Here is a 23,185-nt window from a genome sequence, read left to right on the forward strand (position 1 = left end):
TAAATTCCTTCCAACCCAAGGATAGGGTTTAAAAGCTTAAAAAAGAAGGTTTGGTTTAATAGTCCATAGTAAAAGTAAAAAAAATCCCGCCAGCCCATAGTGATTTGTACAGAGACTGGCCTCAAATAAGGGTAATTAAGAAAACCTTATGCAACTGGAATAAGCTGATAATTAATTATGAATATACGCTTTTCTGCCAGTAGGCGAATTTCCCTCAGGTTAGGGACTGAAAGACCGGAGACCGAAGACGGAAGTGGGCCTGAATATTAGAATTTGAGCCAAATTCCATTAATAATTTTAATTTACTGGCAAAGTAGCGTACATACATGTTATTAATTTTGCCCTTTTCCAAATCTTTAATCAATGCCTAGACTTTTCTCAAAATTATTGGCGTTAGCAATAATCAATTTGGCTTCAGGGTAAGCTTCGGTAAATGGCAAGGGAAATTTGACTTTAGCTTTTGAGCTCCACTTGCATTCGAATGCAGTTAACTTTCCTCCTGATTCTTCCACAAAGTCAATCTCCTGTTGTGCCGTGGTTCGCCAAAAGTAAAACTTAGCATCTACTCCTTGATAAGCTTGGTACTTCATTCGCTCCACCAAAAAATAATTTTCCCAAAGCGCTCCCACGTCAGTACGGTTTATTAGTGGATTAAAATTTCCGAGAATTGCATTTCTGATTCCACAATCGAAGAAATAGATCTTTTTCCCTTTTTTTAATTCATTCCTCAAGTTGCGATTGAAAGCAGGGACTATAAAGATCACGAAGGCCTTTTCTAACAAATCAAGATACTTTTCTACCGTGTTTTTGTCGGCTCCAACTATTTGCCCCAGTTCATGATAGTTTACCTCATTTCCCAATTGAAGTGCCAATGCCTTAAGAAGTTTTTCTAGCAGAACAGGCTTTTTGATTTGCTCTAGCATTAGGAGATCTTTGTATAAATAGCTGCCTGAGACGAGTTTCAGCAATTCTTCCTCTTCTCCTTGGCGAGTAATGATCTCTGGATAGCTCCCGAAAATCAAGCGATGCTCAATCAGTCGTTTTTCTTCAAGCAATCCATGATGATCGACCAGCTCCCCAAAACTGAGCGGGAAAAGAAAAAACTCATACTTTCTGCCAGTCAAGGGTTCATTGGAAAGATTGGCCAAGTCAAAAGCCGAAGACCCCGTCGCTATTACTTGCACGTCCTTAAGCCGATCCACAAAGATCTTCAGAGTAAGACCGACGTTCGGTATTCGTTGAGCTTCATCGATAAAGACCAGTTTATGTGATCCAATTATTGCTCGTAATCGGGTTGCACTTGTTTCGCTCAGTTCGGATCGTACATCTGCATCATCTCCATTTAGATAAAAAAATGGTTGTCCAGTCTTATTAAGCACATAATCACAAAGCGTGCTTTTCCCAACCTGCCTTGGGCCCAAAATCAGCATTGCTTTTCCACGAAAAAGACGCTCTTGGATTTTGCTATAAACTCGCCGAATTATTGTATTTGAATTCATGATAGTATACAATTCACAAAAATACTATGATTTTTGTGAATTGATTCACAAAAATCATATATAATTTGTGATTCGATTCACAAATCTTATACTTTTTGAGTTGATTAAAAAAATAATAGGCCGTCTCATAAAGTGTTTCGGTGTCAGCCTGAGCACCTGACCAACGAGAGTTGGGCAGTACGAAGGCCATTCCTAGGGAGTTGGACTACATTTCGACTTCGCTCAATGTGACATTCAGTACTTATGAGACAGCCTCTTAGGTAATAGAAAAAACCAAAAGTCAGAAGCCTACAAAAGCTGGTGGCTCTACTCCATTTGCTCTGAGGTAGGCAATCGCTGCACCTCTGTGATGCGTACTATGATCAATCAATAGCGCCTCTACTTGACGACGGCTAACCGTATTGCCGAAGACTTCGATTTTTTCGGCTGCATCGGCATCGCTAAGTGCCTTGACACTCGCTGCGCCATAGTCGTATGCCTCAACAATGAATGCCGCAAGGACGGCTCTATCGGCGGTGGCAACATTTAAACTGGGAGCATTATCTCCTCCTTTTAGGAATCCTTTTGAAATTCCGACAATCGCAGTTCCGATATGATGAATCTGTTCTTTGAAGGACATCGCACCCGCATCCGTTTTGTAATCCATACCAGAATCTGGCATTTTTGCCAAAACGTCCAGCGTGAATTTCTTGCTGTTTTCCCACTTGGCCAGAAATTCTTCTTTGGTCGTTTGAGCCTGAGTCATAGCTCCGAAAAGCATCAAAGTCGCAGAAAAAAGCGCGACGAAAGTTGATCTAACTGTCTTGTTCATAGGTAAATAAATTTGGTGGAATGTTAAAGTTCAACTATTCCCGATTCAATTCAAATGGAAAGTCTAATTTTGATCTATGAAGAAGTTTTTTGTCTTTTCATTGATCCTTATTGGAATAACGTCTTGCGAAAAGACTTGGCTTCCCCGGCCTCCCGGTTACAACAAAATAGACTTACCCAATCATTCTTATCAAAAGCTGTCAGGTGAATATCCCTACGAGTTGGATTTTTCCAAGGCAAGTCAAGTTGAACCCGATTCGTTTAATCTTAAAGAGACGGCTTGGATAAATCTCAATTACAAAGACTTCGGAGCCAAGGTCCATTTAACCTATAAAAAGATCGACGGAAAGAACACAAAATTTGAAAACCTTTCAAATGATGCATTCAAACTTACAGCTAAGCATCAAATCAAAGCTTATGGGATCGAGGAAGGAGTCCTTATCACACCAAATGGCTATACTGCTGTAGTTGCAGAGCTTTCAGGTGAAGTGCCTACTCAGTTTCAATTCTTCGTAACTGATTCCACAGATCATTTCCTTAGAGGAGCTTTGTATTTCAATACAGCAGTGAAAAATGACTCCTTAGCTCCAGTGATCGAATACATCAAAATCGATATGACTCACTTAATGAATTCTATAAAGTTTATCGATTGATTCATGGAAATTCCCTCAGAGTAATTTGTAGAATAAAAAATGAAAAACCTGCCTCAATCCAGTTGAAGCGGGTTTTTGGTTAAAACTCAATAACTCAATAACTCAATAACTTTTTTTACTTCAAGTTTTTCCAAGAACTGATAATTATAAAACCTCCGGTAAGAGCAATTACTGCTGCAATAAATCCCGGAACTATATTTCCATAAATAAAGAATCCAGTGGAGAAAAGAGCGGCATAAACCATAATTGTACCGGTGACCATCAGTCCAATCTCTTTCGGTAGTTGACCTTGCTCTTGTTTTTCGGCTGGATACCGATCCAGCACTTTTTTCCACCCGTAGGCCGCTGGTGTTACTTTTCTATAGAAAGAAAGTAGGATCTCATCCTTCTCAGGTTGGGTCAGAAATGTTACCAATAGCCAGCCAACTGTGGTAATTGAAACCGAATAAACCAACTTTAAGTAAGCCTGATTTTCAGGGATCAAGATCCAATTTACTTTTGGATTGATCACTTCGAAAAAGATTGCTACGACAAATGAAATCGCCATCGCAGAAATTTCGGTATACGCATTAATTCTCCACCAAAACCAGCGAAGAATAAAAATCAGACCTGTACCTGCACCGATCTGAAGCAAAATATTGAAGGCATCCAAAGCCGAAGACATTGCTAAGGCCAATGTCGCTGAGAGCACCATCAAAACAACTGTGGAAACTCTGCCAACAGCAACAAGCTCCTTGTCAGAGGCTTCAGGTTTTAAGAATCTCAGGTAAAAATCATTTACAATATAGCTTGAACCCCAATTCAAATGGGTCGAAAGAGTGGACATGACCGCCGCAATCAATGACGCCAGAACGATACCAATCAAACCTGTAGGAAGGAAAGTCAGCATAGCAGGATAGGCCAAATCATCACCTAGCTTATCCACAGGAATATCAGGGAAAGCCACCTGCAAGTCAGAGATATTTGGATAAATAACAATGGATGCAAGGGCAATCAAAATCCATGGCCAAGGTCTCAACGCATAGTGAGCAATATTAAAAAACAAGGTAGCCCCCATAGCATTTTTCTCATCTTTTGCTGAAAGCATACGCTGTGCAATATATCCCCCGCCTCCCGGCTCAGCACCGGGATACCAGGTGGCCCACCATTGGATTGCTATCGGCATAATAAACAAGGGAATGTAGATATTGGGATCACTGAAGTCGGGAAGGAAGTTGAGCTTGGTAGCCACCACTTCGTGTGCTAAAAGATTATTTAATGAGCCGATTTCCGGTAAGTCAAGAATAAAATACGCCGCCCCGAAAGAACCAGCCATGGCGATAAAGAACTGGAAAAAGTCAGTCAACAAAACACCTTTTAAGCCACCGAGTGAACTATAGACCACAGTCACAATGGATGCAATTAAGAGCGTCTGAATAGGTGAAAGTCCCAGCATGACACCACCGATTTTAATTGCAGCAAGTGATACGGTAGCCATAATGACCACGTTAAAGAATATACCAAGATATAGTGCTCGAAAGGCTCTCAAAAATGCTGCTCCTTTGCCAGAATAGCGCATTTCGTAAAACTCCAAATCTGTCGTCGCCTCTGATCTTCTCCAAAGTTTAGCATAGACAAAAACTGTCAGCATCCCAGTAAGCAAAAACGCCCACCATGCCCAGTTGCCTGCTACCCCATTTTTTCGGACAATATCAGTCACCAAGTTTGGTGTATCTGCAGAGAAAGTTGTTGCTACCATGGATACTCCCAAGAGCCACCAAGGCATATTTCTGCCGGAAAGGAAAAATTCTTTTGCTGAGCTTCCGGCTGATTTTGCAGTGAAAATCCCTATTGCAAGCGAAATTATGAAGAAGGCAGCGATGATGCCCCAATCCAAGGCGGTTACATTCATAAGGTCTGGGTTTAATTTGGCGTCCAATTAACAAAAATATTTTCTGAATGATAAAAACCTTTTTTAATTTTTTTAGAAAAATGAGTGTGCCATGGGTTCTTCTTGCATTGGTTTACTTTTGCTAAAATCAAATTCCCCTAAATTTCTTTTCTTCCCTATTTTCGCACCATGAATTCAGCTTTGATTCTTCCTATAATCCATTCATATCCTATCCTGGGAAATCAACAACTCCAAGTTTCAGCTCTGGGGGAAGGACTAATTCATCAGACGCTTTTGATTAAAGGCAAAACACAACAATGGGTCCTCCAAGGATTCAATGAGTCAGTTTTTAATTTTCCAGAACGGATTGATCACAATCTCTCTTTGCTAAGCAAACATTCGAAAAACCAGAAACTGCCATTTCTTTTACCATTACCCATCCTAAATATATCAGGTGAAGGATTGACAGCTATTGATGGGAAGAAGTATCGACTTTTTGATTTTGTAAAAGGAAAAACCCTCCAGCAGATCAATAATCCAGATCAAGCCTATTGTGCAGCACATTCGTACGGAGAATTTGCAAAATGGGCCAAAGATATTAGTGGTACTTTGATGCAAGAGACGATACCAAATTTTCATCGCCTTGACCTTCGCTTCGATAAACTCATCTCCGTATCCAAGAAAAAAACTAAGCTCAACCCTGAAGAGATCGATATTCTGGACTTCTATCTTAGCCAGCAGCATTTGGTGGTATGGTATCTTGATCAAGTGGATCATTTGCCACTCCGAACCACACACAACGACACGAAAATCAACAACTTGATCTTCTCGCAAAATTTGGAAAAAGTGGAGGCCATGATTGATTTGGACACCCTGATGGGCGGATACTTGATGTATGACTTTGGCGATTTGGTAAGGACCGTGGCGTGCAGCGTTCCCGAAACTTCGACCCAATGGGATGCTATTCAATTGATTTCGGAGATTTTTGAAGAACTTCTGAAGGGATATTGGGAGGGAGTTAAAGATTTTTCTTCAACAGAGGAAGCAAAATCACTGCTTTTAGGTGGAGAGATAATGACCCTCATCATGGGCTTACGATTCTTTACAGACCACTTACAAGGCAACATATATTATAAAGTAACTTATCCGGAGCAGAACTTTGACCGAGCCAAAAACCAAATGCTTTTTCTTAAAAGTCAACAGGAAAACAGTGAGTTTATAAAAAAGATCTGGTCAGAAGTAACTGGATTGAATTTTTGATTTCCGACAATTGACATCAAATCCTTGGGTTTTGAACACTTGCAGTCTTAATTTGCTTTTTCCCAAAAGCCAGCTCAATTGACAGGAATTTTTGATACCCGAATTGAATACCTCAAAGGCGTCGGCCCTCAAAAGGCCGAATTGCTTAATAAGGAGCTGAATATTTTTACTTACGGGGAAATGCTCCAGCATTATCCATTTCGTTATGAGGATAGGACGAAGTTTTTTAAGATCCGTGAGCTCAATGATGAGTTGGAAAATGTACAGGTAATCGCACGAATCAAGAAAGTCGAACTGGTCGGAACAGGAGGAAAAAGAAGGCTAGTTGCTCATGTGTTTGACGATACCGGGCAAATGGAAATGACCTGGTTTAAGGGAATTCAGTGGGTTCAGCGAAAACTCTTGGCTGGTGCGGCCTATATTTTCTTGGGAAAGCCTGCGCAATTTGGTCGGACTTGGAGCATGGCGCATCCCGAAATGGAACCTGTCACCTCAGCCAATGAAAAGCGGAATAATTTCCAACCGGTTTATTCGACGACTGAAAAACTCAGAAACAAGTTCTTGGATTCGCGAGGAATCTCAAAGATTCTGGAAGTCCTCGTCCCTGCCGTTTATCCGCATATTCCTGAGACCCTTTCACCCGAAATTCTGGAGCAATATCAACTTATTGGCAAACAGGAATCAATCCGACAAATTCACTTTCCGACAGCACCGGAGCTGCTTCAGCGCGCAAGAAAGCGACTGAAGTTTGAAGAGTTTTTCTACCTGCAGCTTCGCCTATTGATGCTGAAAGTCACCCGAACTGAAAAGTCCCGAGGACAAGTTCTTTCCAATACCGAATTGCTGACGGATTTTTATAAAAATCACATTCCCTTCGAGCTCACCAATGCCCAAAAGCGCGTGATTCGGGAATCTTTCTCTGATATGAAGTCCGGCAAGCAAATGAATCGCTTGATCCAAGGGGATGTTGGAAGTGGAAAAACCATGGTAGCATTTATTTGCACCCTAATAGCTATTGGTTCTGGAGCCCAAACTTGTCTGATGGCACCTACTGAGATTTTGGCCAATCAGCACTATGAAGGATTGAAGGAATACGCCGACATGATGGGGCTTAAAATTGCACTTCTGACCGGTTCGGTAAAGAAGTCAGCGCGAAAAGTGATTCATGAAAACCTCCTGAATGGTGAATTGAAAATCCTGATCGGCACGCATGCCCTCTTAGAGGATATTGTTCAATTCAAGAATCTAGGTTTGGCCATCGTGGATGAGCAACATCGATTTGGTGTGGCGCAGCGGGCGAAGCTTTGGGCGAAAAATGAAGAATACATCCCGCACGTCTTGGTCATGACCGCTACACCTATTCCAAGGACACTTGCGATGACGCTTTATGGAGATTTGGATGTGTCAGTGATCGATGAACTTCCTGCGGGCCGGAAACCGATACAAACGGTCCACCGATACGATAAAGATAGACTGAAGGTCTTCGGTTTTATCAATGAAGAAGTAAAAAAAGGACGACAAGTTTACATTGTCTATCCCCTGATCGAGGAATCTGAAAAAATGGATCTGAAAAACCTGATGGATGGGTTTGAGAGCATTTCCAGAGCATTTCCTCAATATCCACTCAGCATCGTCCACGGTGGGATGAAATCCGATGCCAAGGACTATGAAATGCAGCGCTTCATCAAAGGAGAGACGAAAATCATGGTGGCGACCACGGTGATCGAAGTGGGTGTCAATGTGCCAAATGCCTCGGTGATGATTATTGAAAATGCAGAACGTTTTGGGCTTTCTCAGTTGCATCAGCTCAGAGGCAGAGTCGGTCGAGGTGCTGAGCAAAGCTATTGCGTCTTGATGAGTAAGTACGAACTCTCGAGAGATTCAAGGGTGCGGCTGGAAACGATGGTGCGAACAAACGACGGTTTTGAAATCGCTGATGTCGATTTGAGATTGCGTGGACCGGGAGATCTGATGGGAACTCAGCAGAGCGGAATCACTGATTTGTTGATTGCGGACTTAAGCAAGGATGCTCCTTTGCTGACCTTGGCAAGAGATGCAGCACAGCAGCTTTTGAGCAATGATCCTGAATTGACCCAGCCTCAGAATTCACCGATTTTAAGACAGGTAAAGCAGCAGAAGACTACGGCAGTGAATTGGAGCCGAATTAGCTGATTTACGAATTATGATTTTTGATTTACGAGGTCTTAAGTTCCTCAATCTCTATCTTCAAAGGCTAATCTTGTAGAGATGCTAGGAGTTTGGTTTGATGTCGTAATTCGTAAATCTGAAATCGTAAATTGATCGATTCAACCAATCCAATTAGCTTTTTTGTTTTTTAGAGAAAAGATTTCCAATTCGCCTAAAGATCTGTTTTTCTTTTTCCCAGAAGAATTTATACTGGCCGAAAATAAAACCATAAATCAGCAGGAAAATCTGGTAAAGCGGCAAAACCAACAATAGGTACAAAACGGTATTTAAAAATCCCTGACCACCGCCACGTTCTACTCCGAAGAAGTTCAGGATTGGATTTTTGATAAACAAAATGGTAAATCCGGTAAGGGCAAAAACCACTAAGACCATCACGACCTGAAAGAGGCTTTCTAGTTTCCACTTGGTCTGAAGACGTTGAAGAAATCCGGGTTTTTGGTCTTTCATAAATTTTACAAGCTGGTTTTAGAAACTTTCCAAGTTCATTCTTCTCCTGATAGTCTAAGCAATGTTTTCTCAAGATTTTTGGAGAATCTAAAATCAGTTTTTTTCACTTTTTCTAATGAGGGCTTTACAGAGGAAATCAAATTTTGCCTTTTTGCAATTATTAGAAGGCCCAGAGTACCCGTGATCTTTAGACCGAGTTTTTGAGCAAATTTTCTACCCTTTAGGTCATCAATAATCAAAAGTGGATCAGTCTTTTCCAGACCTAAGGCAATGGCGCTTGATTCACCTTCATCCAAAGAGGCCTCTAAAATCCGTTGATAAGTCTTATTCTCCGGAGATTCTATAATAAGCCACTTTGGTAATGGCTGATCGAATTCATTTGCAATTTCCGGGGTTATAAAAACGGTTTGGAAAAGCTTTTGAAGCAAATCCAATTCACCAATTTTCTGCAAAAGAATTAAACAGCTGGTGTCAGAGATGATAGTTTTTTGCATTTTCTACATCACTTTCTAGATCTGATTCAGAATAATTAAAAAGAGAAACACCAAAATCACCTAAATTTTCCATGAAGACTGCTTTCGACACTCCTACTAACTCGGCACCTTGACCAAGGGAAAGCTTTCCTTTCTGAAATAAACGAGCCGCAATTGCCATTAAGGCCTCCTTATCATCAAATTCGAAGGTATTAGGAAGTTTGATTTTGAGCGTTTTCATACCATTAATATACTTAAACTCTTTTAAGAAGCTTTTTGATTCGTGTGCAAATATTAAAAGCCACAAATGCCCAGATAATCATCCGTGCAACTGTGGCAAAGAAATTACCAGCTAAAAACCCCCTCATTCAAGCTTTTTAACGCTGGAACTTTATACTGTGCATCCACCAGAATGGAAACATTATGACGGCTGCCACCATAGGAGACCATCCTCACCGGAATATCTACCAATGAGTCCATCACTGCCGTGATCGCTCCTTTGGTCTCTGAAACCATATTTCCCACGATACAGATTATCGCTTGATTTCGGTCCACTTCCACCGTTCCAAAAGCTTGAAGTTCAGCAATAATCTGTTCCAAATGGCTTAAATCGTCTATGGTCACCGAAACCGCCACTTCGGATGTAGTAATCATGTCGATTGGGGTCTTGTACTTTTCAAAAACTTCAAAAATCCTTCTCAAAAAACCATAAGCCAAAAGCATTCGACTGGATTTGATCTTGATGGCAGTGATTCCATCTTTTGCAGCGATGGCTTTTACACCAATCGTATCCACAGTTTCTTTGATCAATGTGCCGTGAGCTGATGGCTCCATCGTATTTAGCAATCTTACTGGCACGTTATAGAGTTGTGCCGGCCAAATGGAGGCTGGATGAAGGATTTTTGCACCGAAATAAGCTAACTCCGCTGCTTCATCAAATGACAGCTCTGCAATAGGACGAGTTCGATCGACTATCCTTGGATCATTATTGTGCATGCCGTCGATGTCTGTCCAGATCTCGCAAACCGAAGCCTTAATTGCAGCAGCAATCAAAGATGCTGTGTAATCACTTCCTCCGCGCTTTAGGTTATCCACTTCGTTTTTGTGGTTTTTGCAGATGTAGCCTTGTGTGATGAAAAGCCTTCCTTCAGGATATTGAGAAAGAATCGCACTGAGCTTTTCAGAGATTTTTCCCAATTCTGGTTCGGAATTCTCATCGATACTCATAAAGTCCAAAGCCACTAAGAATACCGCAGGAACCTCCAATTCTTCCAAAAGTGTTGCAAACAACTTTGTGGAAAGTAATTCTCCCTGAGCTAAGATGTCTCGGTTGATCGCTTCATTAAAGGATATTTTCAAAAGGATATTCAAAAATTCAAAATGCTCATGGATGATAGCTTCGGCTTTTGCTTGGGTTGGAGCCTTTTTCAATAATGCTGGATAAAACTCCAAGTAGTGCAAATGAAGTGCATCAATGCGCTCTTTAGCCAGGGATTTGTCACCTGAGGCTAAGGCATCGCCTATACCCACCAGTGCATTGGTCGTACCGGAAAGCGCAGAGAGCACCACAATCGTAGATTCATCACCTTTGGTTATCAAGTCTTTCACCTGATGCATTCGCTCGGGACGACCCACAGAGGTACCCCCGAATTTCATGATTTTCATATGATTATAATTTTTCTTTAAGGCCATATGGAATCTTCGCATGACAGATGATCATTCCTCTGTTGTCGCTTTGGGTCATACTCGATTTCATAGTTTTATTAATAGGTTTGAATATAGATTTGGTCACTAAAATCAATTGACAAAGCAATCTTGTTTCTTGTCTCTTTGACTTGATACTAACTACTTGATACTTGATACTTTCAAAATCCAAGCATTTTGATTGCAGTGATCGCAGCCTCGTCACCTTTGTTGCCATGCTTTCCACCTGCGCGATCCATCGCCTGCTTTTGTGTATTTGGGGTCAAAACCCCAAAAATCACCGGCTTGTTATACTTCAAGGCAACATTAGTAATTCCGTGTGCTACAGCATCGCAGATGAAGTCAAAATGGCGGGTTTCTCCTTGAATTACACATCCCAAGCAGAGAACTGCATCAATGCTTTCATCCTGTGCGCACCACTGCGCACCAAGCGTAAGTTCAAAGGAACCGGGGACATTTTTACGGATGATGTTCTCTTTGCTCGCTCCGTGTTGGAGCAGAGTCTGATATGCGCCTGAATAAAGTGCCTCAGTCACTTCCTCATTCCATTCGGAGACGATGATGACAAATTTCTTTGTACTGATATCCTGAATATTTTTGGAGCTATGCTCACTTAGGCTTTTGAGTGCAGTGGCCATGAATGTTTGATTTGGAGATTTTTGAAATAAAAAAAGAGTAAGACCCGTGGCCTTACTCTTCTAATTTATGCGGTACACACCAGCATTACTTAGCGGCAAGGCCTTCCAAGCGTGCTTTGTGTTTTCGAGCTGCGGTAAATTCGAATGACTCGTAGTATTTATCCTCGATTTCTGAATAAGTGGCTATCGCATCAGCAATTTTACCAGCTTCCTCTTGTGCTACAGCCAGTTTAGCCAAATATTTTGGAGTCGTGAATTTATTTGTATTAGTACGAGCGGCCTTGGTATAATTTGATATTGCTGCGTCGAGTTTGCCCAATTCAAGATTAGCATCCCCAATTAAGGAATAGGCTTTGGACTGAACCAAATAGTCATCAGAAGAAAAATCTTCCAAATGATTCAATGCATCCTGAAAATTTTTCTGAGAAAGATAAATGGACCCCAAATAGAAATGCGCAAGGTTTGCAGCATCTGTTCTTGGATAATCTTCTACGATTCTAAGGAAACCCTTATTGATTCCATCCCCATTTATGGCGAATTCGACACTGTCTTGTTCAAAGAAGTAAACTGCCTGGAACATTTCAGCTTGGGCTTTTTCGTTTTTATTTTGGTTGTTGATCTGGAAGAAAAGAATTCCTCCAATTAGAACAATAGCCGCGGCTATCACTCCACCGAAAATTTTACTGTTTTTCTTTAAAAAAGCTTCTCCTCTTCCGATTCGCTCTGCGAGCACTTCCGGGTTTTCAAGGACCTCGTTTTGGGATGCTTTTTTAGATTGTTTTGTTGCCATGTTACTCAAATTTCGGTCGCAAATATACGGTTTTTATCAAATACACAAGCCCAAACAAAAAAGCCATGAATCTGGAAAGACTTCATGGCTTTCAATGCATTTGGACGTGGTTTACTCCATTACAAAAGGATAATCTTCCTGAACATAGACATCCTTGAAGGCATCCTGTCCATCAGGCAGTGGGGATTCTTCAGCAAACTTCACAGCATCATCCACTTGTTTTTTCACTTTCTTGATTATTGCTTCGATTTCTTCTTCAGAAAGAATTTTGTTTTCTCTGATTGTAGCCAAAACCTGCTCGATTGGGTCGCGCTGTTTGTATTCTTCAACCTCTTCCTTGGTGCGGTATTTTTGAGGATCTGACATGGAGTGACCTTTGTATCGATAAGTTCTCATCTCTAATAATGTCGGTCCATCGCCTCTTCGAGCACGCTCAGCAGCTTCAGAGACTGCCTCGTGGATTGCTTCTACATTCATTCCGTCCACAGGGAAAGAAGGCATGTCGTATGCTTCACCGATTTTGTACAGTTCTACGACATTGGAGGTACGCGCTACAGAAGTGCCCATGGCATATCCGTTATTTTCAATTACAAAAATCACTGGAGTCTTATATAGCATCGCAAGGTTAAAAGCTTCATGAACAGCGCCTTGACGAACTGCACCATCGCCCATGTAGCAAATGGCTAGGTTTTTTGTACCCATGTATTTCTCAGCAAAACCGAGACCCAAACCCATTGGAACCTGAGCTCCTACGATCCCGTGACCACCCGCAAAATTTCGCTTTTTGTCAAAAATGTGCATCGAGCCGCCTTTTCCTTTGGTTGTACCGGTAGCTTTTCCAAACAATTCCGCCATTACAGCACCTGGATCAGTACCCAATCCAAGCGGATGCGCGTGGCATCTGTAGGCGGTGATCCACTTATCATCTTTGGTCAATGCACTGATCGAACCAGAAGCGCAGGCCTCCTGTCCGATATAAAGGTGACAGAAGCCACGGATTTTTTGTTGACCATAAAGTTGTCCTGCTTTCTCCTCAAACCTCCTCATTAAGAGCATACTCTCGTACCAGAAAGTGTAGGTTTCCTTTGAATATTTTACTTTGGACTTGGTCGCTGCAGTTTTCTTTGCCATATCGTACTGATCAAAATATGCTAATTTAGGCCTCAAATATAGCAATCCCGACCTAAAAATCAGGCAGCCACTCAAATAATTCCCTCCCGCATGCATCTGGAGTCCATCGATTTAATCCAGTTTAAAAATCACCTCAAAACGACTCTGAAGTTTAGCTCAGAGCTGAATTGTATTATGGGTTTGAATGGGAGCGGCAAGACCAATATCCTTGATAGTATCCATTATTTATCACTGACCAAGAGTGCGGTGCAAAGTAGTGACTCGCTTAACATCTCACATGGACAGGACTTTTTTGCGATCAAGGGAAATTTTCAAATTGAAGAAAAACCACTCGAGGTGCGTTGTACTTTTGAGTCGGGGAAGAAAAAACTGATCTATCAAAACGGAAAAGCACTGGACAAAACCAGTGAGCATGTTGGAATGATTCCGCTTGTTTTGATCGCCCCGGATGACACTGAATTGATCAAGAGTGGAAGTGAAGGTCGTCGGAAGTTTTTTGACGGATTGATCTCTCAACTCGATCATCCTTACTTGGATCAATTGATCCGATACCATCATTTTCTTAAGCAGCGGAATGCTTTATTGAAGCAATTTGCTGAAACAGGGCGAAGGGATTTGACTTTGCTCAGTAGTTATGACCAAGAGTTGATTCGCTTGAGTATGATTTTGGCAAAAAGAAGAGCAGAACTGCTTCAACAAATGGCTCTGATGCTTCAGGATCATTATTCGGAAATATCCAGCGGTCAGGAAGTCGTGTCGGTCAATTATGAGACAGAAGCACTGAGACCGGATTTTCCGGCTTATTTTCAGAGCCTTCGGCAAAAGGATTTGGCCACCAAAAACAGCAATGCCGGCATACACAAGGATGACTATGATTTCCTGATCGGTGAGCACTCCATCCGAAAGATAGGCAGCCAAGGGCAACAGAAGTCATTTATAATTGCGCTGAAGCTGGCGCAATTTCAGATTTTTGAAGAAGCGAAAGGTGAAAAACCGCTTCTCTTACTCGATGATATTTTCGACAAGTTGGACGATGAACGAATTGCCAAACTGATGGAATTGATTTCCAAAAGAACTTTTGGGCAGATTTTCCTCACAGATGCCAGACCGGAAAGATCTAAGGGGATTTTAGGCAAGTTGGATGCTGAGGTTTTCTTTTTCGAAGTGGAAAGAGGGGAAGTGAAAAAGTGAAATATGAGTATTCAGTCTGGTCCTAAGTGGATAATCTCTTGAAAAACCGCTGGAAGACCGTAGACAGAAGACCGAAGAGGGACTGAGATTTAGAGCCTCTTCTTAATCTTTGTTTTGATCTGTCCTGCCGTATTTATTCCACTGTGTAGGAAGTCCAATTATTCTTCTCAAAGTTGATATTTGACCAAGGTGCCACATCTCGTGTCTAAAAGACCATGTTAAAGCTTCATATTTCGTCTTTGCAATTGGATGCGCCATCTTCGTTGGTTCAAGAGGTTCCTCCAAATTCGTATCTGTTAATTTATTTAATTCTCTATTTGCGTAAGTGTTGATGATTTCAAGTTCAGCTAATAAAATACTTGGTTCAGGCTTCAATTCATTTGATGTTGATTTCGTCATCATTGAATAAATAGGAAAATAGTCCGATAAAGGTATTTCCTTAAATATTTCCACATTTGGACCTGTGATTACTGCAATTGAGTGAAAATATTGACTTACAATTAAATGTCCTGTCAGCCAAGCTACATTTGTCTCAAACACGTTGGGGGTTTCGTACCAAAAGTTGAACGGTATATCTTGCAAAAGGCTTAAAGTGTGTTCTCTTGTTAGCTTATTTTGTTCCTTGATAAATTCTATTTTAGGATTTTCCATTGGATTATTCGGTTCTTAAAATGGCAGGTAACCATTTTATAAAGGAAGATTGATGGGAAAATGTTCTTTTTCATATTCTTTTATTAGGATCGACAGCACTTCCAGTTCATCTGATTCTTTTGATTCCGGAACTAGATCCAATTGCATAAGGTCATAAGCTCGCTCTAGAGCATCTTCATACTCATTATTGTTTTTTATTGCTTTTAGCTGCATCCGCAATAAAATTTTAAAAAAAGGCCAAACTTGTCATAAGTCAAGTATTTGAATAAAACAGCTGAACAAATGTCCAGCTATTAATTTAGTGATTAAAACGAATATCGATATCCTAAGAGTGCTGAGAAATAATTCCCACTGAAGAAATATTTGTTTTGGTAGGTTTGATTTTCAAACTCAATTCGATTTAAATCGATCACAATGGAGGGTTCTCGTAGATCCAAACCCCACTGTGAAGTAATACTGATTCTAGATTTATTTGATAACTGGTAAAATAAACTTAATTCAGGCCTCAAGACAAAAGTGAACTCTTCTATGAATCTGTTCCCGCCCAATTTTACAGGTACCCTTGGTTCACCATTTCCAAGCCTGACAATTTGAAGCTCACCTCCTTGATAGGTATATTCCTCATTATTTGTTAAACTAAATAAAAAGGAAGTTCCAAGATTTAAGCCAAACTTCGGTAGGAATTGTACGTCATAGGAAATTTTAGGGCCTAAGCTCCAATAGTTAGATCTTACCCCTCCTGAGTTACTTTCAGGATCTAACGGAATATATCTGGTATTGATGTCAAATCTGTGATAACTCAAATCCACTCCAAATGATAGTTTGCTGGTTGAATTTTTCATTAAAGAAATCCCATAGAATCTGTTATCAACAGTTTCAATTTTTAAATCAGGAAAATTACCCTGATAGGTAAAATTGGTAAAATTTGCACCAGTTCTAAGTTCAATTGAAAGATTAGATTGTGCAATTACAGGCAAGCTTAGGCCTAAGAAAATTAGCCATAAACAATAGTTTGTTACCTTTCTCATCTTAATATCCTTTATCAATCTTTTTCAAATTAAACTGCCAGAATGATCCGTTTGAAGAATAACCATGATTTCCACCAGGTTCGCCATAAAATTGACTTTTTAGATTAGTTGTACAACTAAGCCCCCCCCCAGGTCAAGCTGATGAATAGGGCTACTTTCAAAATGTTTGAATTTTTCTTCATGATTAAATAGTTTAAAGTTTAGGTAAATTTAAAGAGTAAAAAACCTATGAAAAATACCCAGTACTGGGTATTTTTCATAGGTTTTTTAAAAAAAAAAGCGGTTTCGGCCTCTTTCTTTATTTCCACAAATCGGCAGGATAATCTCCTGCCTCATGCAACTTTTTCAAAGCTTCGATCACCACAGGCCGATCTTCGGTATACGTCACCCCAAACCAGACTTTTCCGCCTTCCAAGATTTCAAAAGCTGCTTTTCCTTCTTGGATCAAGTTGTTGGCTACTGTAGGTTTAGAGAATTCAGATTTTCAAGTTTGGGGGGAAGAATGGGTTGTTTATTTCTTTAGGATACTATTCCAGAAGTTTTTTCAACTTATCAGGATCCTGCCTCACATCGAAAAAAGTGATAATTTCAATTTCTTCTTTTTGAAAATCTACTCAATAATAAAAAATTGTTTGCTTGGAGACCATGCATCTATAAATGCCTCCAAGTTCAGCCGATTTTGGACAGCTTTCAGGATAAAGTGATATTTGACTGATTTTCCTATCCAGTTTTACTAAAAACTCACTTTTAACCTTGATGCCCCACTCTTCCTCAAGGTAAACAACCAAATTTTCAAGTCTCTTTTCAGCCAATTCTGATATAAAGACCTTCATTCACTTATTCGATCAAATACTTCCCGGAATGGTTTTCTATTTCCTTGGTCTAATTGATTGATACCTTCTTTAATTTCTGCTTTCTCTTCCGGAGTCAATTCATGCCAAAAATCAGAATTCTCTTTATTTACAAAGTCGATAAGCCTTGAAATGAATTCCTCATCATTACTATTCAGGATAGCTTTGACCAGATATATTTTTGAAGTCTCAATATGCATGGTTTCCGTTTTTAAGGAATCTACAAATAAAACGCTTTAACCTTCAAAAATGATTCATTCTTCTATCCCCACAATTCCCCAGGATAATCTCCCGCATCGTGCAGCTTTTTTAGAGCCTCTATCACTACCGGTCGGTCTTCTGTGTATGTGACCCCAAACCAAACTTTCCCGCCAGGCAAAATTTCAAAAGCTGCTTCACCAGCTTTGATCAGATTATTTGCTACAGTTGGGATATAGAATTCTGATTTAAGGTTATTCAAATTAGCTGGCAAGAATTCATTCCACATCTTCTCTATGTCTGCAAAGACATCTTGATGAAATCCCCAGAAATTCATGCTGACAGGTGTATTTTCGGCGATTTCCAGCACTTCATTTTCACCTTTGCTTACGATTTTATCACCTTCGCGGGCAATTGAAGTGCGCTCGATCATTCCGATAAGTTGACCTTTTGCATTGGTTTCGCAGACTCCGCGGCTGACAGTTCCATTTTCTGAAAGTACGTTTTGAATCGCATAGCCCACCATGGCATGAAGGTCGGGTCTCACTTCAGTCGAAAGGAATTTACCCAATACTTCAAATGCCTCTTTCCCATAAAAATCATCCGCATTGATTACAGCAAATGGTTCATTGATCGCATCCTTGGCGCAAAGTACCGCATGAGCCGTACCATAAGGTTTCACTCTTTCCTCTTGCTTTAATTCTGCTGGGACAAAGCTATCCAAGGACTGAATGACCCAATCCACTTCAATTTTCCCTTCAAGTTTTGGAAGGAATTTTTCTTTGGCTACCTCAAGGATTTCCTGACGAACGATAAAAACCACTTTGCCGAATCCTGCGCGGATGGCATCAAAAATCGAGTATTCAAGGATGGTTTCGCCGCTGGGGCCGAATCCGTCAATCTGTTTATTTCCGCCGTATCGGCTGCCCATTCCGGCAGCCAACACCAAAAGTGTTGGTTTGTTAGTCATAATTAGGTTTTAAAACGCTGACAAAATTAGGTTTTTATCCACGGCTGCCAAACCTTGATTTTTTCGATATTCGGTTAATTATTAAGCCACCAAATCAATTTTTTATAAAAAAAACGAATGAATAGCATTCAGAAATATCTTATATAATGATTTTAGGTGCATTTTTTTACAGAAATGGATGAAAAAATATCCAGTAAAGGTTAAAAGTTTAATTTTTCTAGTACTTTCATGCCATAATTTCAATAATACCTTAAACCTGTTGAAAAAAATGAAAAAAATAGAAGCGATCATTAGAACCTCCCGCTTTGACAACATCCATGCTTGCGTATCAAAGCTTGGAGTCAAGTTTCTCTCCTTCTATGAGATCAAGGGGATGGGTTTTGAGCATGCACGACAAGAAATGTATCGGGGTGTGGCTTATGAACCCACATATATCCCACGTACGAAACTGGAAATAGTGGTTCCTGACGATTTGGCCCCCGGTGTCATCAATTGCATTCTCGCTGAGGGTAAAACCGGGGAAGTGGGCGATGGAAAAATTTTCGTCTACGACGTCCAGGAAGCTTATCGTATCCGCAACAGCGATACTGGAGAAGCTGCTCTTTAAAAAACCTATTACTTATCACCACACCTATTAGACCTATGCAAGAACCTGTTCAAGACCTTTTCACGGTCAATAATCTTTGGATGATGATTGCCACCATTTTGGTATTCATCATGCACCTAGGCTTTGCCACGCTAGAGGCGGGACTTACCCGCTCAAAAAATACTGTCAATATTCTCTTTAAAAATACCATCATCCCAGCAATTGGAATTCTTACTTATGCAATTGTTGGCTTTAATTTGATGTACCCTGGGGAAGACTTCGTCGGAAGTTTCTTTGGATTCGGAGGATTAGGACTGAGTCTTCCAGAAGGCTGGGATACCAGCAATTACAGTGAAGGATATACCTATTTTACAGATTTTATCTTCCAGGCAATGTTCGCAGCGACTGCTGCTACGATCGTCTCGGGTGCAGTGGCAGAACGTGTGAAATTAGGCCCATTTATCACGTTCTCTATTTTATATGTGGCCTTCATCTATCCAATTGTCGGTATGTGGAAGTGGGGAGGAGGATTTCTAAATACACTTGAGACACCTTTTTATGATTTTGCTGGATCCACAATTGTCCACTCAGTTGGTGGATGGGGAGCCTTGGTTGGCGCTTACTTGTTGGGCCCGAGAATTGGTAAATACACAGCACAGGGTATGAAGGCAATTCCTGGACACAATATTCCCATGGCAACCATCGGCGTCTTTTTGCTGTGGTTCGGATGGTTTGGATTCAACGGAGGATCTGTTTTGAGTGCCTCACCGGGTTTGGTTTCCAAGGTTTTTGTTACCACTTCTCTTGCCGCTTCTGCAGGTGCATTTGGAGCGTTGATTGTTTCCTATTTGAAATTTAAAACCTACGACATCACCATGGTTCTCAATGGGATCTTGGCTGGACTAGTGGGAATCACAGCTGGTGCTGATCAGATGGGAGTTATTGATTCCGTGATTATTGGATTTGTAGGAGGGGGTATTGTTGTTTTCGGAGTTGTCTTTTTTGACAAAATAAAGATCGATGATCCGGTAGGAGCAATATCTGTACACCTAGTTGGGGGGATCTGGGGAACGCTTGCGGTGGGTCTTTTTGGAGATCTTGCAGGAATGAGTCAGATCATTTCTCAATTGATTGGAATTGGAGCCACGGGAGTATTTTGTTTTGCAGCTGCATGGCTTATTTTCTTTACGCTAAAGAAAACTATCGGAATACGTGTTGATGAAAAAGAAGAAGTCGAAGGACTTGACATCAATGAGCACAGTATGCGAGCTTATCCAGATTTCATGACAAAAGATTAAACAAAAAAAACAACCAACCACTACCAAATCAACCAAAAAGCCCCGAAGCGTAAAATCCTCGGGGCTTTCTTTTTTTTGTGAAGTATTAATAAGCTGGTCTAAAATAACGGTTGAGAATAGGTTTATGACTCAATCCAAAAGTGTCATAACACCAATCTCTGAATTCTTCAATCTCAGTCGGCATCAAATATTTCATTCCCTTTTTCAATTCTCGCTCAAATAAATAGGCATTGAAGCTGACTTTTTGCAAAATGGTCTTCACATATTCTAGCATGGCTGTCTTCATTTGGGTTTATTAACTCATTTTAAGGTACGATACGAGGGCTTTTACAAGGATGTTACGTTATTTTTGAAAGTTCGAAGTTTAGAATAATCCCTATTTTCGCATTCATGTTCAAAACGATTCTTCGCACCACTTTCGTATATCTGACTCTTTTGCTCGTGAATTTTTCACATGCACAGCAAGTCCAAATAGATTTGGGTGCAGATCAAATTGGGCTCAATGAGACTTTTACAATCAAAGTCACCCTGTCTAACGACAAGATTAAATCCTACGATCAGCTTCCTGAAATCCCGGGATTCCAAAAGCAGGGACTTTCTCAATCTTCCTCAATGAACATCATCAATGGGCAGATGAGCAGCTCCAATAGCATCATTCAATACTATAAGCCAATTCGAAAAGGACAATTTACCCTCGGGGATTTTTCTGTTTTGATCAATGGTCAGTCTTTTGATTCTCCCGGTAAAAGAATTACAGTCACGGATCCCGTTAGCGCACAAGGATTTGGTGGAAATCAATCAGATCCATTTAATGACTTCTTTGGCCGAATTGCAGAAGAACCCGAATATATTGAACTGGATGATGACGCTTTTTTCTCGGTTTCAGTGGATAAAAAAGAGATTTTCGCAGGGGAAGGGTTTAACCTCTATGTAGCATTTTACATGTCTGAGCAAAACCAAGCCCCTTTTCAGTTCTATGAGGCAGGAAGGCAATTGGATGCGATTTTGAAAAAGCTAAAACCTAACAGCGTTTGGGAGGAAAATTTCAACATTACCACGATTGAGCCAGAGGTGGTGACGATCAACAGTAAGAAGTGGATCAGGTATAAAGTCTATGAGGCTTCATTCTTTCCTTTTTCCGAAGGGAAAATAGAAATTCCTCGGGTTCCTTGGGAAATGATCAAATATCGAGTGGCCAAAAATCCATCTTTCTTTGGAGCAAATCGCTTGGAGGATTTCAAAACATTTTATTCCAATCCGCAAACCGTGACCATTAAACCATTGCCTCCACACCCCCTGAAAAATGAAGTAAGTGTGGGTGTATTCCAGTTGCGAGAAAATATCAGCAATTTGGAAGTTGAGACTGGACAGGGGTTTGAGTATAATTTTGGAGTAAATGGGGTTGGAAATATTAATTCCGTTTCTCCTCCAAAGCGGATTTCAGGAGCAAACCTGAACACTTTTGACCCAAATATCAGACAGCAAATCAACCGAGGCTATGGTCGAGTGTCGGGCATCAAGGAATTTAATTATTACATCACCATCAATGAGGCGGGTAATTACGAGCTGGACGATCACTTCCAATGGATTTACTTCGATCCGGTGAGAGCTGTTTACGATACGTTAATGCCTACGGCAAAAATTGTCGTATCAGGTGAAAGCAAAGTAAATCAGGCGCTTTCCGGTCAACGATTGGGAGGGATCTACGATCGAATTGGAATCGACAGTAACCAGTTTTTAAACGAGAAATATAAATACTACTTTACGATCGTGATTAACTTGCTTCTCTTGGGAGCTGTTGCCCTACTTGCGGTTCTGATAATTAAGAAAAAATAATGGGAAATTCATTTGGTAAGCTTTTCAAGATCACCACCTTCGGTGAATCACACGGAAAAGCTTTGGGAGCGATTGTGGAGGGTTGTCCGGCGGGATTGGAATTGGATGAGGAGATGATTCGCCTAGAAATGCAACGCCGCAAACCCGGTCAATCCAAAATCACCACACAGCGAAAAGAGGAAGATGAATTCGAAATTCTATCTGGGGTTTTTGAAGGGAAAACAACCGGAACGCCCATTGGAATTGTAATCCAAAACTCGGATCAGAAAAGTAAAGATTACTCTCATATTGCAGATAAATTTCGCCCTTCACATGCAGATTACACCTATTTTGAAAAATACGGTCTTCGGGATTACCGAGGTGGAGGCCGATCCAGTGCTCGCGAGACTGCTGCAAGAGTCGCTGGCGGAGCTATCGCAAAGCAATTTTTAAGCACCAAAGGAATTACGATTCAGGCCTTTGTTTCCCAGGTTGGAGATTTAACAATGGATCCTGATTATTCAAAGTTCGATTTAGAATTGGCAGAGGAAAATATCATCCGTTGCCCCGATCCTGAAATTGCCGAAAAGATGATTTCCTTGATTGACACTGTCCGACTTGACCGTGATACTATTGGAGGTGTGGTGACTTGTGTTATAAAAAATACCCCAGCAGGCCTTGGTGAACCCGTCTTCGATCGACTTCATGCCGAACTCGGAAAAGCAATGCTCAGTATCAATGCAGTCAAAGGCTTCGAATATGGGAGTGGATTTGAAGGTGTGAAAATGAGAGGTTCTCATCATAATGATGCTTTTATCAAAGAAGGAGATCAAGTTCATACAGTTACTAATCACTCAGGAGGAATCCAAGGGGGAATCAGTAATGGTGAGGACATTTATTTCAGGGTTGCATTTAAGCCTGTGGCTACAATAATGCAGGACCAAGAATCTATTAATGAAGCAGGAGAGTCGGTTACTGTGAGTGGAAAAGGACGACATGATCCCTGCGTTGTTCCACGTGCCGTTCCGATTGTGGAAGCAATGGCTGCTTTGGTCATAGCAGATTATCTTTTGTTGTCAAAAAGCAATAAACTAGCAGATATTTAAACTTATCT

Annotated in this window: 25 protein-coding genes and 1 pseudogene; 8 read left to right on the plus strand and 18 right to left on the minus strand. The window is 40.8% G+C overall.

The window, feature by feature from the left end; translation table 11 throughout:
* Positions 1-356 precede the first annotated feature (356 nt).
* Positions 357-1,499 (minus strand): ATP-binding protein, encoded by a 1,143-nt coding sequence (locus ACK4HU_RS09160; RefSeq protein WP_409805848.1) that lies wholly within the window; start codon positions 1,497-1,499, stop codon positions 357-359.
* A gap of 280 nt (positions 1,500-1,779) precedes the next feature.
* Positions 1,780-2,310 carry a DinB family protein gene (locus tag ACK4HU_RS09165; RefSeq protein WP_409805851.1) on the minus strand — a complete coding sequence of 177 codons (531 nt, stop codon included), beginning with the start codon at positions 2,308-2,310 and terminating at the stop codon, positions 1,780-1,782.
* Between the two features lie 76 nt (positions 2,311-2,386).
* Between ACK4HU_RS09165 and gldD the strand changes: the two genes are divergently transcribed.
* Positions 2,387-2,962: a gliding motility lipoprotein GldD gene (gene gldD / locus ACK4HU_RS09170; protein WP_409805854.1), complete on the plus strand. Its 576-nt coding sequence runs from the start codon at positions 2,387-2,389 to the stop codon at positions 2,960-2,962.
* 115 nt (positions 2,963-3,077) lie between these two features.
* On the opposite strand, the gene ACK4HU_RS09175 is transcribed toward gldD, so the two are convergent.
* Complete coding sequence (locus ACK4HU_RS09175) at positions 3,078-4,853, minus strand: sodium:solute symporter family protein (protein ID WP_409805857.1); 1,776 nt, start codon at positions 4,851-4,853, stop codon at positions 3,078-3,080.
* 168 nt (positions 4,854-5,021) lie between these two features.
* Between ACK4HU_RS09175 and ACK4HU_RS09180 the strand changes: the two genes are divergently transcribed.
* Both ACK4HU_RS09180 and recG read left to right on the plus strand, forming a co-directional pair.
* Positions 5,022-6,092, plus strand: coding sequence for a phosphotransferase enzyme family protein (locus ACK4HU_RS09180; protein WP_409805859.1), 1,071 nt, complete (start codon positions 5,022-5,024; stop codon positions 6,090-6,092).
* Between the two features lie 78 nt (positions 6,093-6,170).
* Positions 6,171-8,264, plus strand: coding sequence for an ATP-dependent DNA helicase RecG (gene recG, locus ACK4HU_RS09185; protein WP_409805862.1), 2,094 nt, complete (start codon positions 6,171-6,173; stop codon positions 8,262-8,264).
* A 147-nt stretch (positions 8,265-8,411) separates the two neighbouring features.
* Here recG and ACK4HU_RS09190 read toward each other — a convergent pair whose 3' ends face one another.
* From ACK4HU_RS09190 to pdhA, 7 genes are all read right to left on the minus strand, one after another.
* Complete coding sequence (locus ACK4HU_RS09190; protein WP_409805865.1) at positions 8,412-8,747, minus strand: DUF6787 family protein; 336 nt, start codon at positions 8,745-8,747, stop codon at positions 8,412-8,414.
* A 35-nt stretch (positions 8,748-8,782) separates the two neighbouring features.
* Positions 8,783-9,241: a DUF3368 domain-containing protein gene (locus ACK4HU_RS09195; protein ID WP_409805868.1), complete on the minus strand. Its 459-nt coding sequence runs from the start codon at positions 9,239-9,241 to the stop codon at positions 8,783-8,785.
* Positions 9,219-9,461 (minus strand): UPF0175 family protein, encoded by a 243-nt coding sequence (locus tag ACK4HU_RS09200; protein ID WP_409805870.1) that lies wholly within the window; start codon positions 9,459-9,461, stop codon positions 9,219-9,221. The genes ACK4HU_RS09195 and ACK4HU_RS09200 overlap by 23 nt, the downstream gene beginning before the upstream one ends.
* 104 nt (positions 9,462-9,565) lie before the next feature.
* Positions 9,566-10,885 (minus strand): aspartate kinase, encoded by a 1,320-nt coding sequence (locus ACK4HU_RS09205; protein WP_409805873.1) that lies wholly within the window; start codon positions 10,883-10,885, stop codon positions 9,566-9,568.
* 200 nt (positions 10,886-11,085) lie between these two features.
* A complete protein-coding gene (ribH, locus tag ACK4HU_RS09210; RefSeq protein WP_409805875.1) occupies positions 11,086-11,562 on the minus strand; it encodes a 6,7-dimethyl-8-ribityllumazine synthase in 477 nt (158 codons plus the stop codon).
* Positions 11,563-11,647: 85 nt separating this feature from the next.
* The gene (locus tag ACK4HU_RS09215; protein WP_409805879.1) at positions 11,648-12,352 is read right to left on the minus strand and encodes a tetratricopeptide repeat protein; all 705 of its coding nucleotides are present in this window, start codon (positions 12,350-12,352) and stop codon (positions 11,648-11,650) included.
* A 111-nt stretch (positions 12,353-12,463) separates the two neighbouring features.
* Positions 12,464-13,483 carry a pyruvate dehydrogenase (acetyl-transferring) E1 component subunit alpha gene (pdhA, locus tag ACK4HU_RS09220; RefSeq protein WP_409805882.1) on the minus strand — a complete coding sequence of 340 codons (1,020 nt, stop codon included), beginning with the start codon at positions 13,481-13,483 and terminating at the stop codon, positions 12,464-12,466.
* Positions 13,484-13,573: 90 nt separating this feature from the next.
* On the opposite strand from pdhA, the gene recF reads away from it, so the two are divergent.
* Entirely contained in the window at positions 13,574-14,674 is a 1,101-nt protein-coding gene (recF, locus tag ACK4HU_RS09225) for a DNA replication/repair protein RecF (protein WP_409805885.1), read from the plus strand.
* 102 nt (positions 14,675-14,776) lie between these two features.
* Here recF and ACK4HU_RS09230 read toward each other — a convergent pair whose 3' ends face one another.
* The 7 genes and pseudogenes from ACK4HU_RS09230 to ACK4HU_RS09260 form a co-directional block, all read right to left on the minus strand.
* The gene (locus tag ACK4HU_RS09230) at positions 14,777-15,325 is read right to left on the minus strand and encodes a DinB family protein (protein ID WP_409805888.1); all 549 of its coding nucleotides are present in this window, start codon (positions 15,323-15,325) and stop codon (positions 14,777-14,779) included.
* A 36-nt stretch (positions 15,326-15,361) separates the two neighbouring features.
* Positions 15,362-15,538, minus strand: coding sequence for a hypothetical protein (locus tag ACK4HU_RS09235; RefSeq protein ID WP_409805890.1), 177 nt, complete (start codon positions 15,536-15,538; stop codon positions 15,362-15,364).
* Between the two features lie 92 nt (positions 15,539-15,630).
* Complete coding sequence (locus tag ACK4HU_RS09240) at positions 15,631-16,167, minus strand: hypothetical protein (RefSeq protein WP_409805893.1); 537 nt, start codon at positions 16,165-16,167, stop codon at positions 15,631-15,633.
* Between the two features lie 484 nt (positions 16,168-16,651).
* A pseudogene (locus ACK4HU_RS09245) lies at positions 16,652-16,837 on the minus strand (nucleotidyltransferase); the annotation flags it as partial.
* Between the two features lie 130 nt (positions 16,838-16,967).
* On the minus strand, positions 16,968-17,186 hold the full coding sequence (locus tag ACK4HU_RS09250) for a type II toxin-antitoxin system RelE/ParE family toxin (RefSeq protein WP_409805896.1): 219 nt from the start codon (positions 17,184-17,186) through the stop codon (positions 16,968-16,970).
* Entirely contained in the window at positions 17,183-17,404 is a 222-nt protein-coding gene (locus ACK4HU_RS09255; RefSeq protein ID WP_409805899.1) for a hypothetical protein, read from the minus strand. The genes ACK4HU_RS09250 and ACK4HU_RS09255 overlap by 4 nt, the downstream gene beginning before the upstream one ends.
* Positions 17,405-17,466: 62 nt before the next feature.
* Positions 17,467-18,372 carry an NDP-sugar synthase gene (locus ACK4HU_RS09260; protein ID WP_409805902.1) on the minus strand — a complete coding sequence of 302 codons (906 nt, stop codon included), beginning with the start codon at positions 18,370-18,372 and terminating at the stop codon, positions 17,467-17,469.
* A gap of 268 nt (positions 18,373-18,640) precedes the next feature.
* On the opposite strand from ACK4HU_RS09260, the gene ACK4HU_RS09265 reads away from it, so the two are divergent.
* Both ACK4HU_RS09265 and ACK4HU_RS09270 read left to right on the plus strand, forming a co-directional pair.
* Positions 18,641-18,979 carry a P-II family nitrogen regulator gene (locus tag ACK4HU_RS09265; protein ID WP_409805904.1) on the plus strand — a complete coding sequence of 113 codons (339 nt, stop codon included), beginning with the start codon at positions 18,641-18,643 and terminating at the stop codon, positions 18,977-18,979.
* Between the two features lie 35 nt (positions 18,980-19,014).
* Positions 19,015-20,256 carry an ammonium transporter gene (locus ACK4HU_RS09270; protein WP_409805907.1) on the plus strand — a complete coding sequence of 414 codons (1,242 nt, stop codon included), beginning with the start codon at positions 19,015-19,017 and terminating at the stop codon, positions 20,254-20,256.
* Between the two features lie 85 nt (positions 20,257-20,341).
* On the opposite strand, the gene ACK4HU_RS09275 is transcribed toward ACK4HU_RS09270, so the two are convergent.
* A complete protein-coding gene (locus ACK4HU_RS09275; RefSeq protein WP_409806200.1) occupies positions 20,342-20,530 on the minus strand; it encodes a hypothetical protein in 189 nt (62 codons plus the stop codon).
* Between the two features lie 116 nt (positions 20,531-20,646).
* On the opposite strand from ACK4HU_RS09275, the gene ACK4HU_RS09280 reads away from it, so the two are divergent.
* Positions 20,647-22,092, plus strand: a complete 1,446-nt coding sequence (locus ACK4HU_RS09280; RefSeq protein WP_409805909.1) for a BatD family protein — start codon at positions 20,647-20,649, stop codon at positions 22,090-22,092.
* Positions 22,092-23,177, plus strand: coding sequence for a chorismate synthase (gene aroC, locus ACK4HU_RS09285; RefSeq protein WP_409805912.1), 1,086 nt, complete (start codon positions 22,092-22,094; stop codon positions 23,175-23,177). Before ACK4HU_RS09280 ends, aroC begins: the two co-directional genes overlap by 1 nt.
* Positions 23,178-23,185 lie beyond the last annotated feature (8 nt).

Origin of the sequence: Algoriphagus sp. (assembly GCF_046296635.1) — a bacterium.
Classification (GTDB): Bacteria; Bacteroidota; Bacteroidia; order Cytophagales; family Cyclobacteriaceae; genus Algoriphagus.

Bases quoted from the DNA above. Each gene is read 5' to 3' on its own strand.
- recF (WP_409805885.1), top strand. From the start codon at position 13,574: ATGCATCTGGAGTCCATCGATTTAATCCAGTTTAAAAATCACCTCAAA.
- ACK4HU_RS09270 (WP_409805907.1), top strand. From the start codon at position 19,015: ATGCAAGAACCTGTTCAAGACCTTTTCACGGTCAATAATCTTTGGATG.
- aroC (WP_409805912.1), top strand. From the start codon at position 22,092: ATGGGAAATTCATTTGGTAAGCTTTTCAAGATCACCACCTTCGGTGAA.
- ACK4HU_RS09280 (WP_409805909.1), top strand. From the start codon at position 20,647: ATGTTCAAAACGATTCTTCGCACCACTTTCGTATATCTGACTCTTTTG.
- ACK4HU_RS09275 (WP_409806200.1), bottom strand. From the start codon at position 20,530: ATGCTAGAATATGTGAAGACCATTTTGCAAAAAGTCAGCTTCAATGCC.
- ACK4HU_RS09190 (WP_409805865.1), bottom strand. From the start codon at position 8,747: ATGAAAGACCAAAAACCCGGATTTCTTCAACGTCTTCAGACCAAGTGG.
- ACK4HU_RS09265 (WP_409805904.1), top strand. From the start codon at position 18,641: ATGAAAAAAATAGAAGCGATCATTAGAACCTCCCGCTTTGACAACATC.
- ACK4HU_RS09235 (WP_409805890.1), bottom strand. From the start codon at position 15,538: ATGCAGCTAAAAGCAATAAAAAACAATAATGAGTATGAAGATGCTCTA.
- ACK4HU_RS09175 (WP_409805857.1), bottom strand. From the start codon at position 4,853: ATGAATGTAACCGCCTTGGATTGGGGCATCATCGCTGCCTTCTTCATA.
- ACK4HU_RS09255 (WP_409805899.1), bottom strand. From the start codon at position 17,404: ATGCATATTGAGACTTCAAAAATATATCTGGTCAAAGCTATCCTGAAT.
- ACK4HU_RS09215 (WP_409805879.1), bottom strand. From the start codon at position 12,352: ATGGCAACAAAACAATCTAAAAAAGCATCCCAAAACGAGGTCCTTGAA.
- gldD (WP_409805854.1), top strand. From the start codon at position 2,387: ATGAAGAAGTTTTTTGTCTTTTCATTGATCCTTATTGGAATAACGTCT.
- ACK4HU_RS09260 (WP_409805902.1), bottom strand. From the start codon at position 18,372: ATGACTAACAAACCAACACTTTTGGTGTTGGCTGCCGGAATGGGCAGC.
- ACK4HU_RS09160 (WP_409805848.1), bottom strand. From the start codon at position 1,499: ATGAATTCAAATACAATAATTCGGCGAGTTTATAGCAAAATCCAAGAG.
- ACK4HU_RS09240 (WP_409805893.1), bottom strand. From the start codon at position 16,167: ATGAAAAATTCAACCAGCAAACTATCATTTGGAGTGGATTTGAGTTAT.
- ACK4HU_RS09200 (WP_409805870.1), bottom strand. From the start codon at position 9,461: ATGAAAACGCTCAAAATCAAACTTCCTAATACCTTCGAATTTGATGAT.
- ACK4HU_RS09230 (WP_409805888.1), bottom strand. From the start codon at position 15,325: ATGGAAAATCCTAAAATAGAATTTATCAAGGAACAAAATAAGCTAACA.
- ACK4HU_RS09180 (WP_409805859.1), top strand. From the start codon at position 5,022: ATGAATTCAGCTTTGATTCTTCCTATAATCCATTCATATCCTATCCTG.
- ACK4HU_RS09205 (WP_409805873.1), bottom strand. From the start codon at position 10,885: ATGAAAATCATGAAATTCGGGGGTACCTCTGTGGGTCGTCCCGAGCGA.
- ribH (WP_409805875.1), bottom strand. From the start codon at position 11,562: ATGGCCACTGCACTCAAAAGCCTAAGTGAGCATAGCTCCAAAAATATT.
- ACK4HU_RS09165 (WP_409805851.1), bottom strand. From the start codon at position 2,310: ATGAACAAGACAGTTAGATCAACTTTCGTCGCGCTTTTTTCTGCGACT.
- ACK4HU_RS09250 (WP_409805896.1), bottom strand. From the start codon at position 17,186: ATGAAGGTCTTTATATCAGAATTGGCTGAAAAGAGACTTGAAAATTTG.
- ACK4HU_RS09195 (WP_409805868.1), bottom strand. From the start codon at position 9,241: ATGCAAAAAACTATCATCTCTGACACCAGCTGTTTAATTCTTTTGCAG.
- pdhA (WP_409805882.1), bottom strand. From the start codon at position 13,483: ATGGCAAAGAAAACTGCAGCGACCAAGTCCAAAGTAAAATATTCAAAG.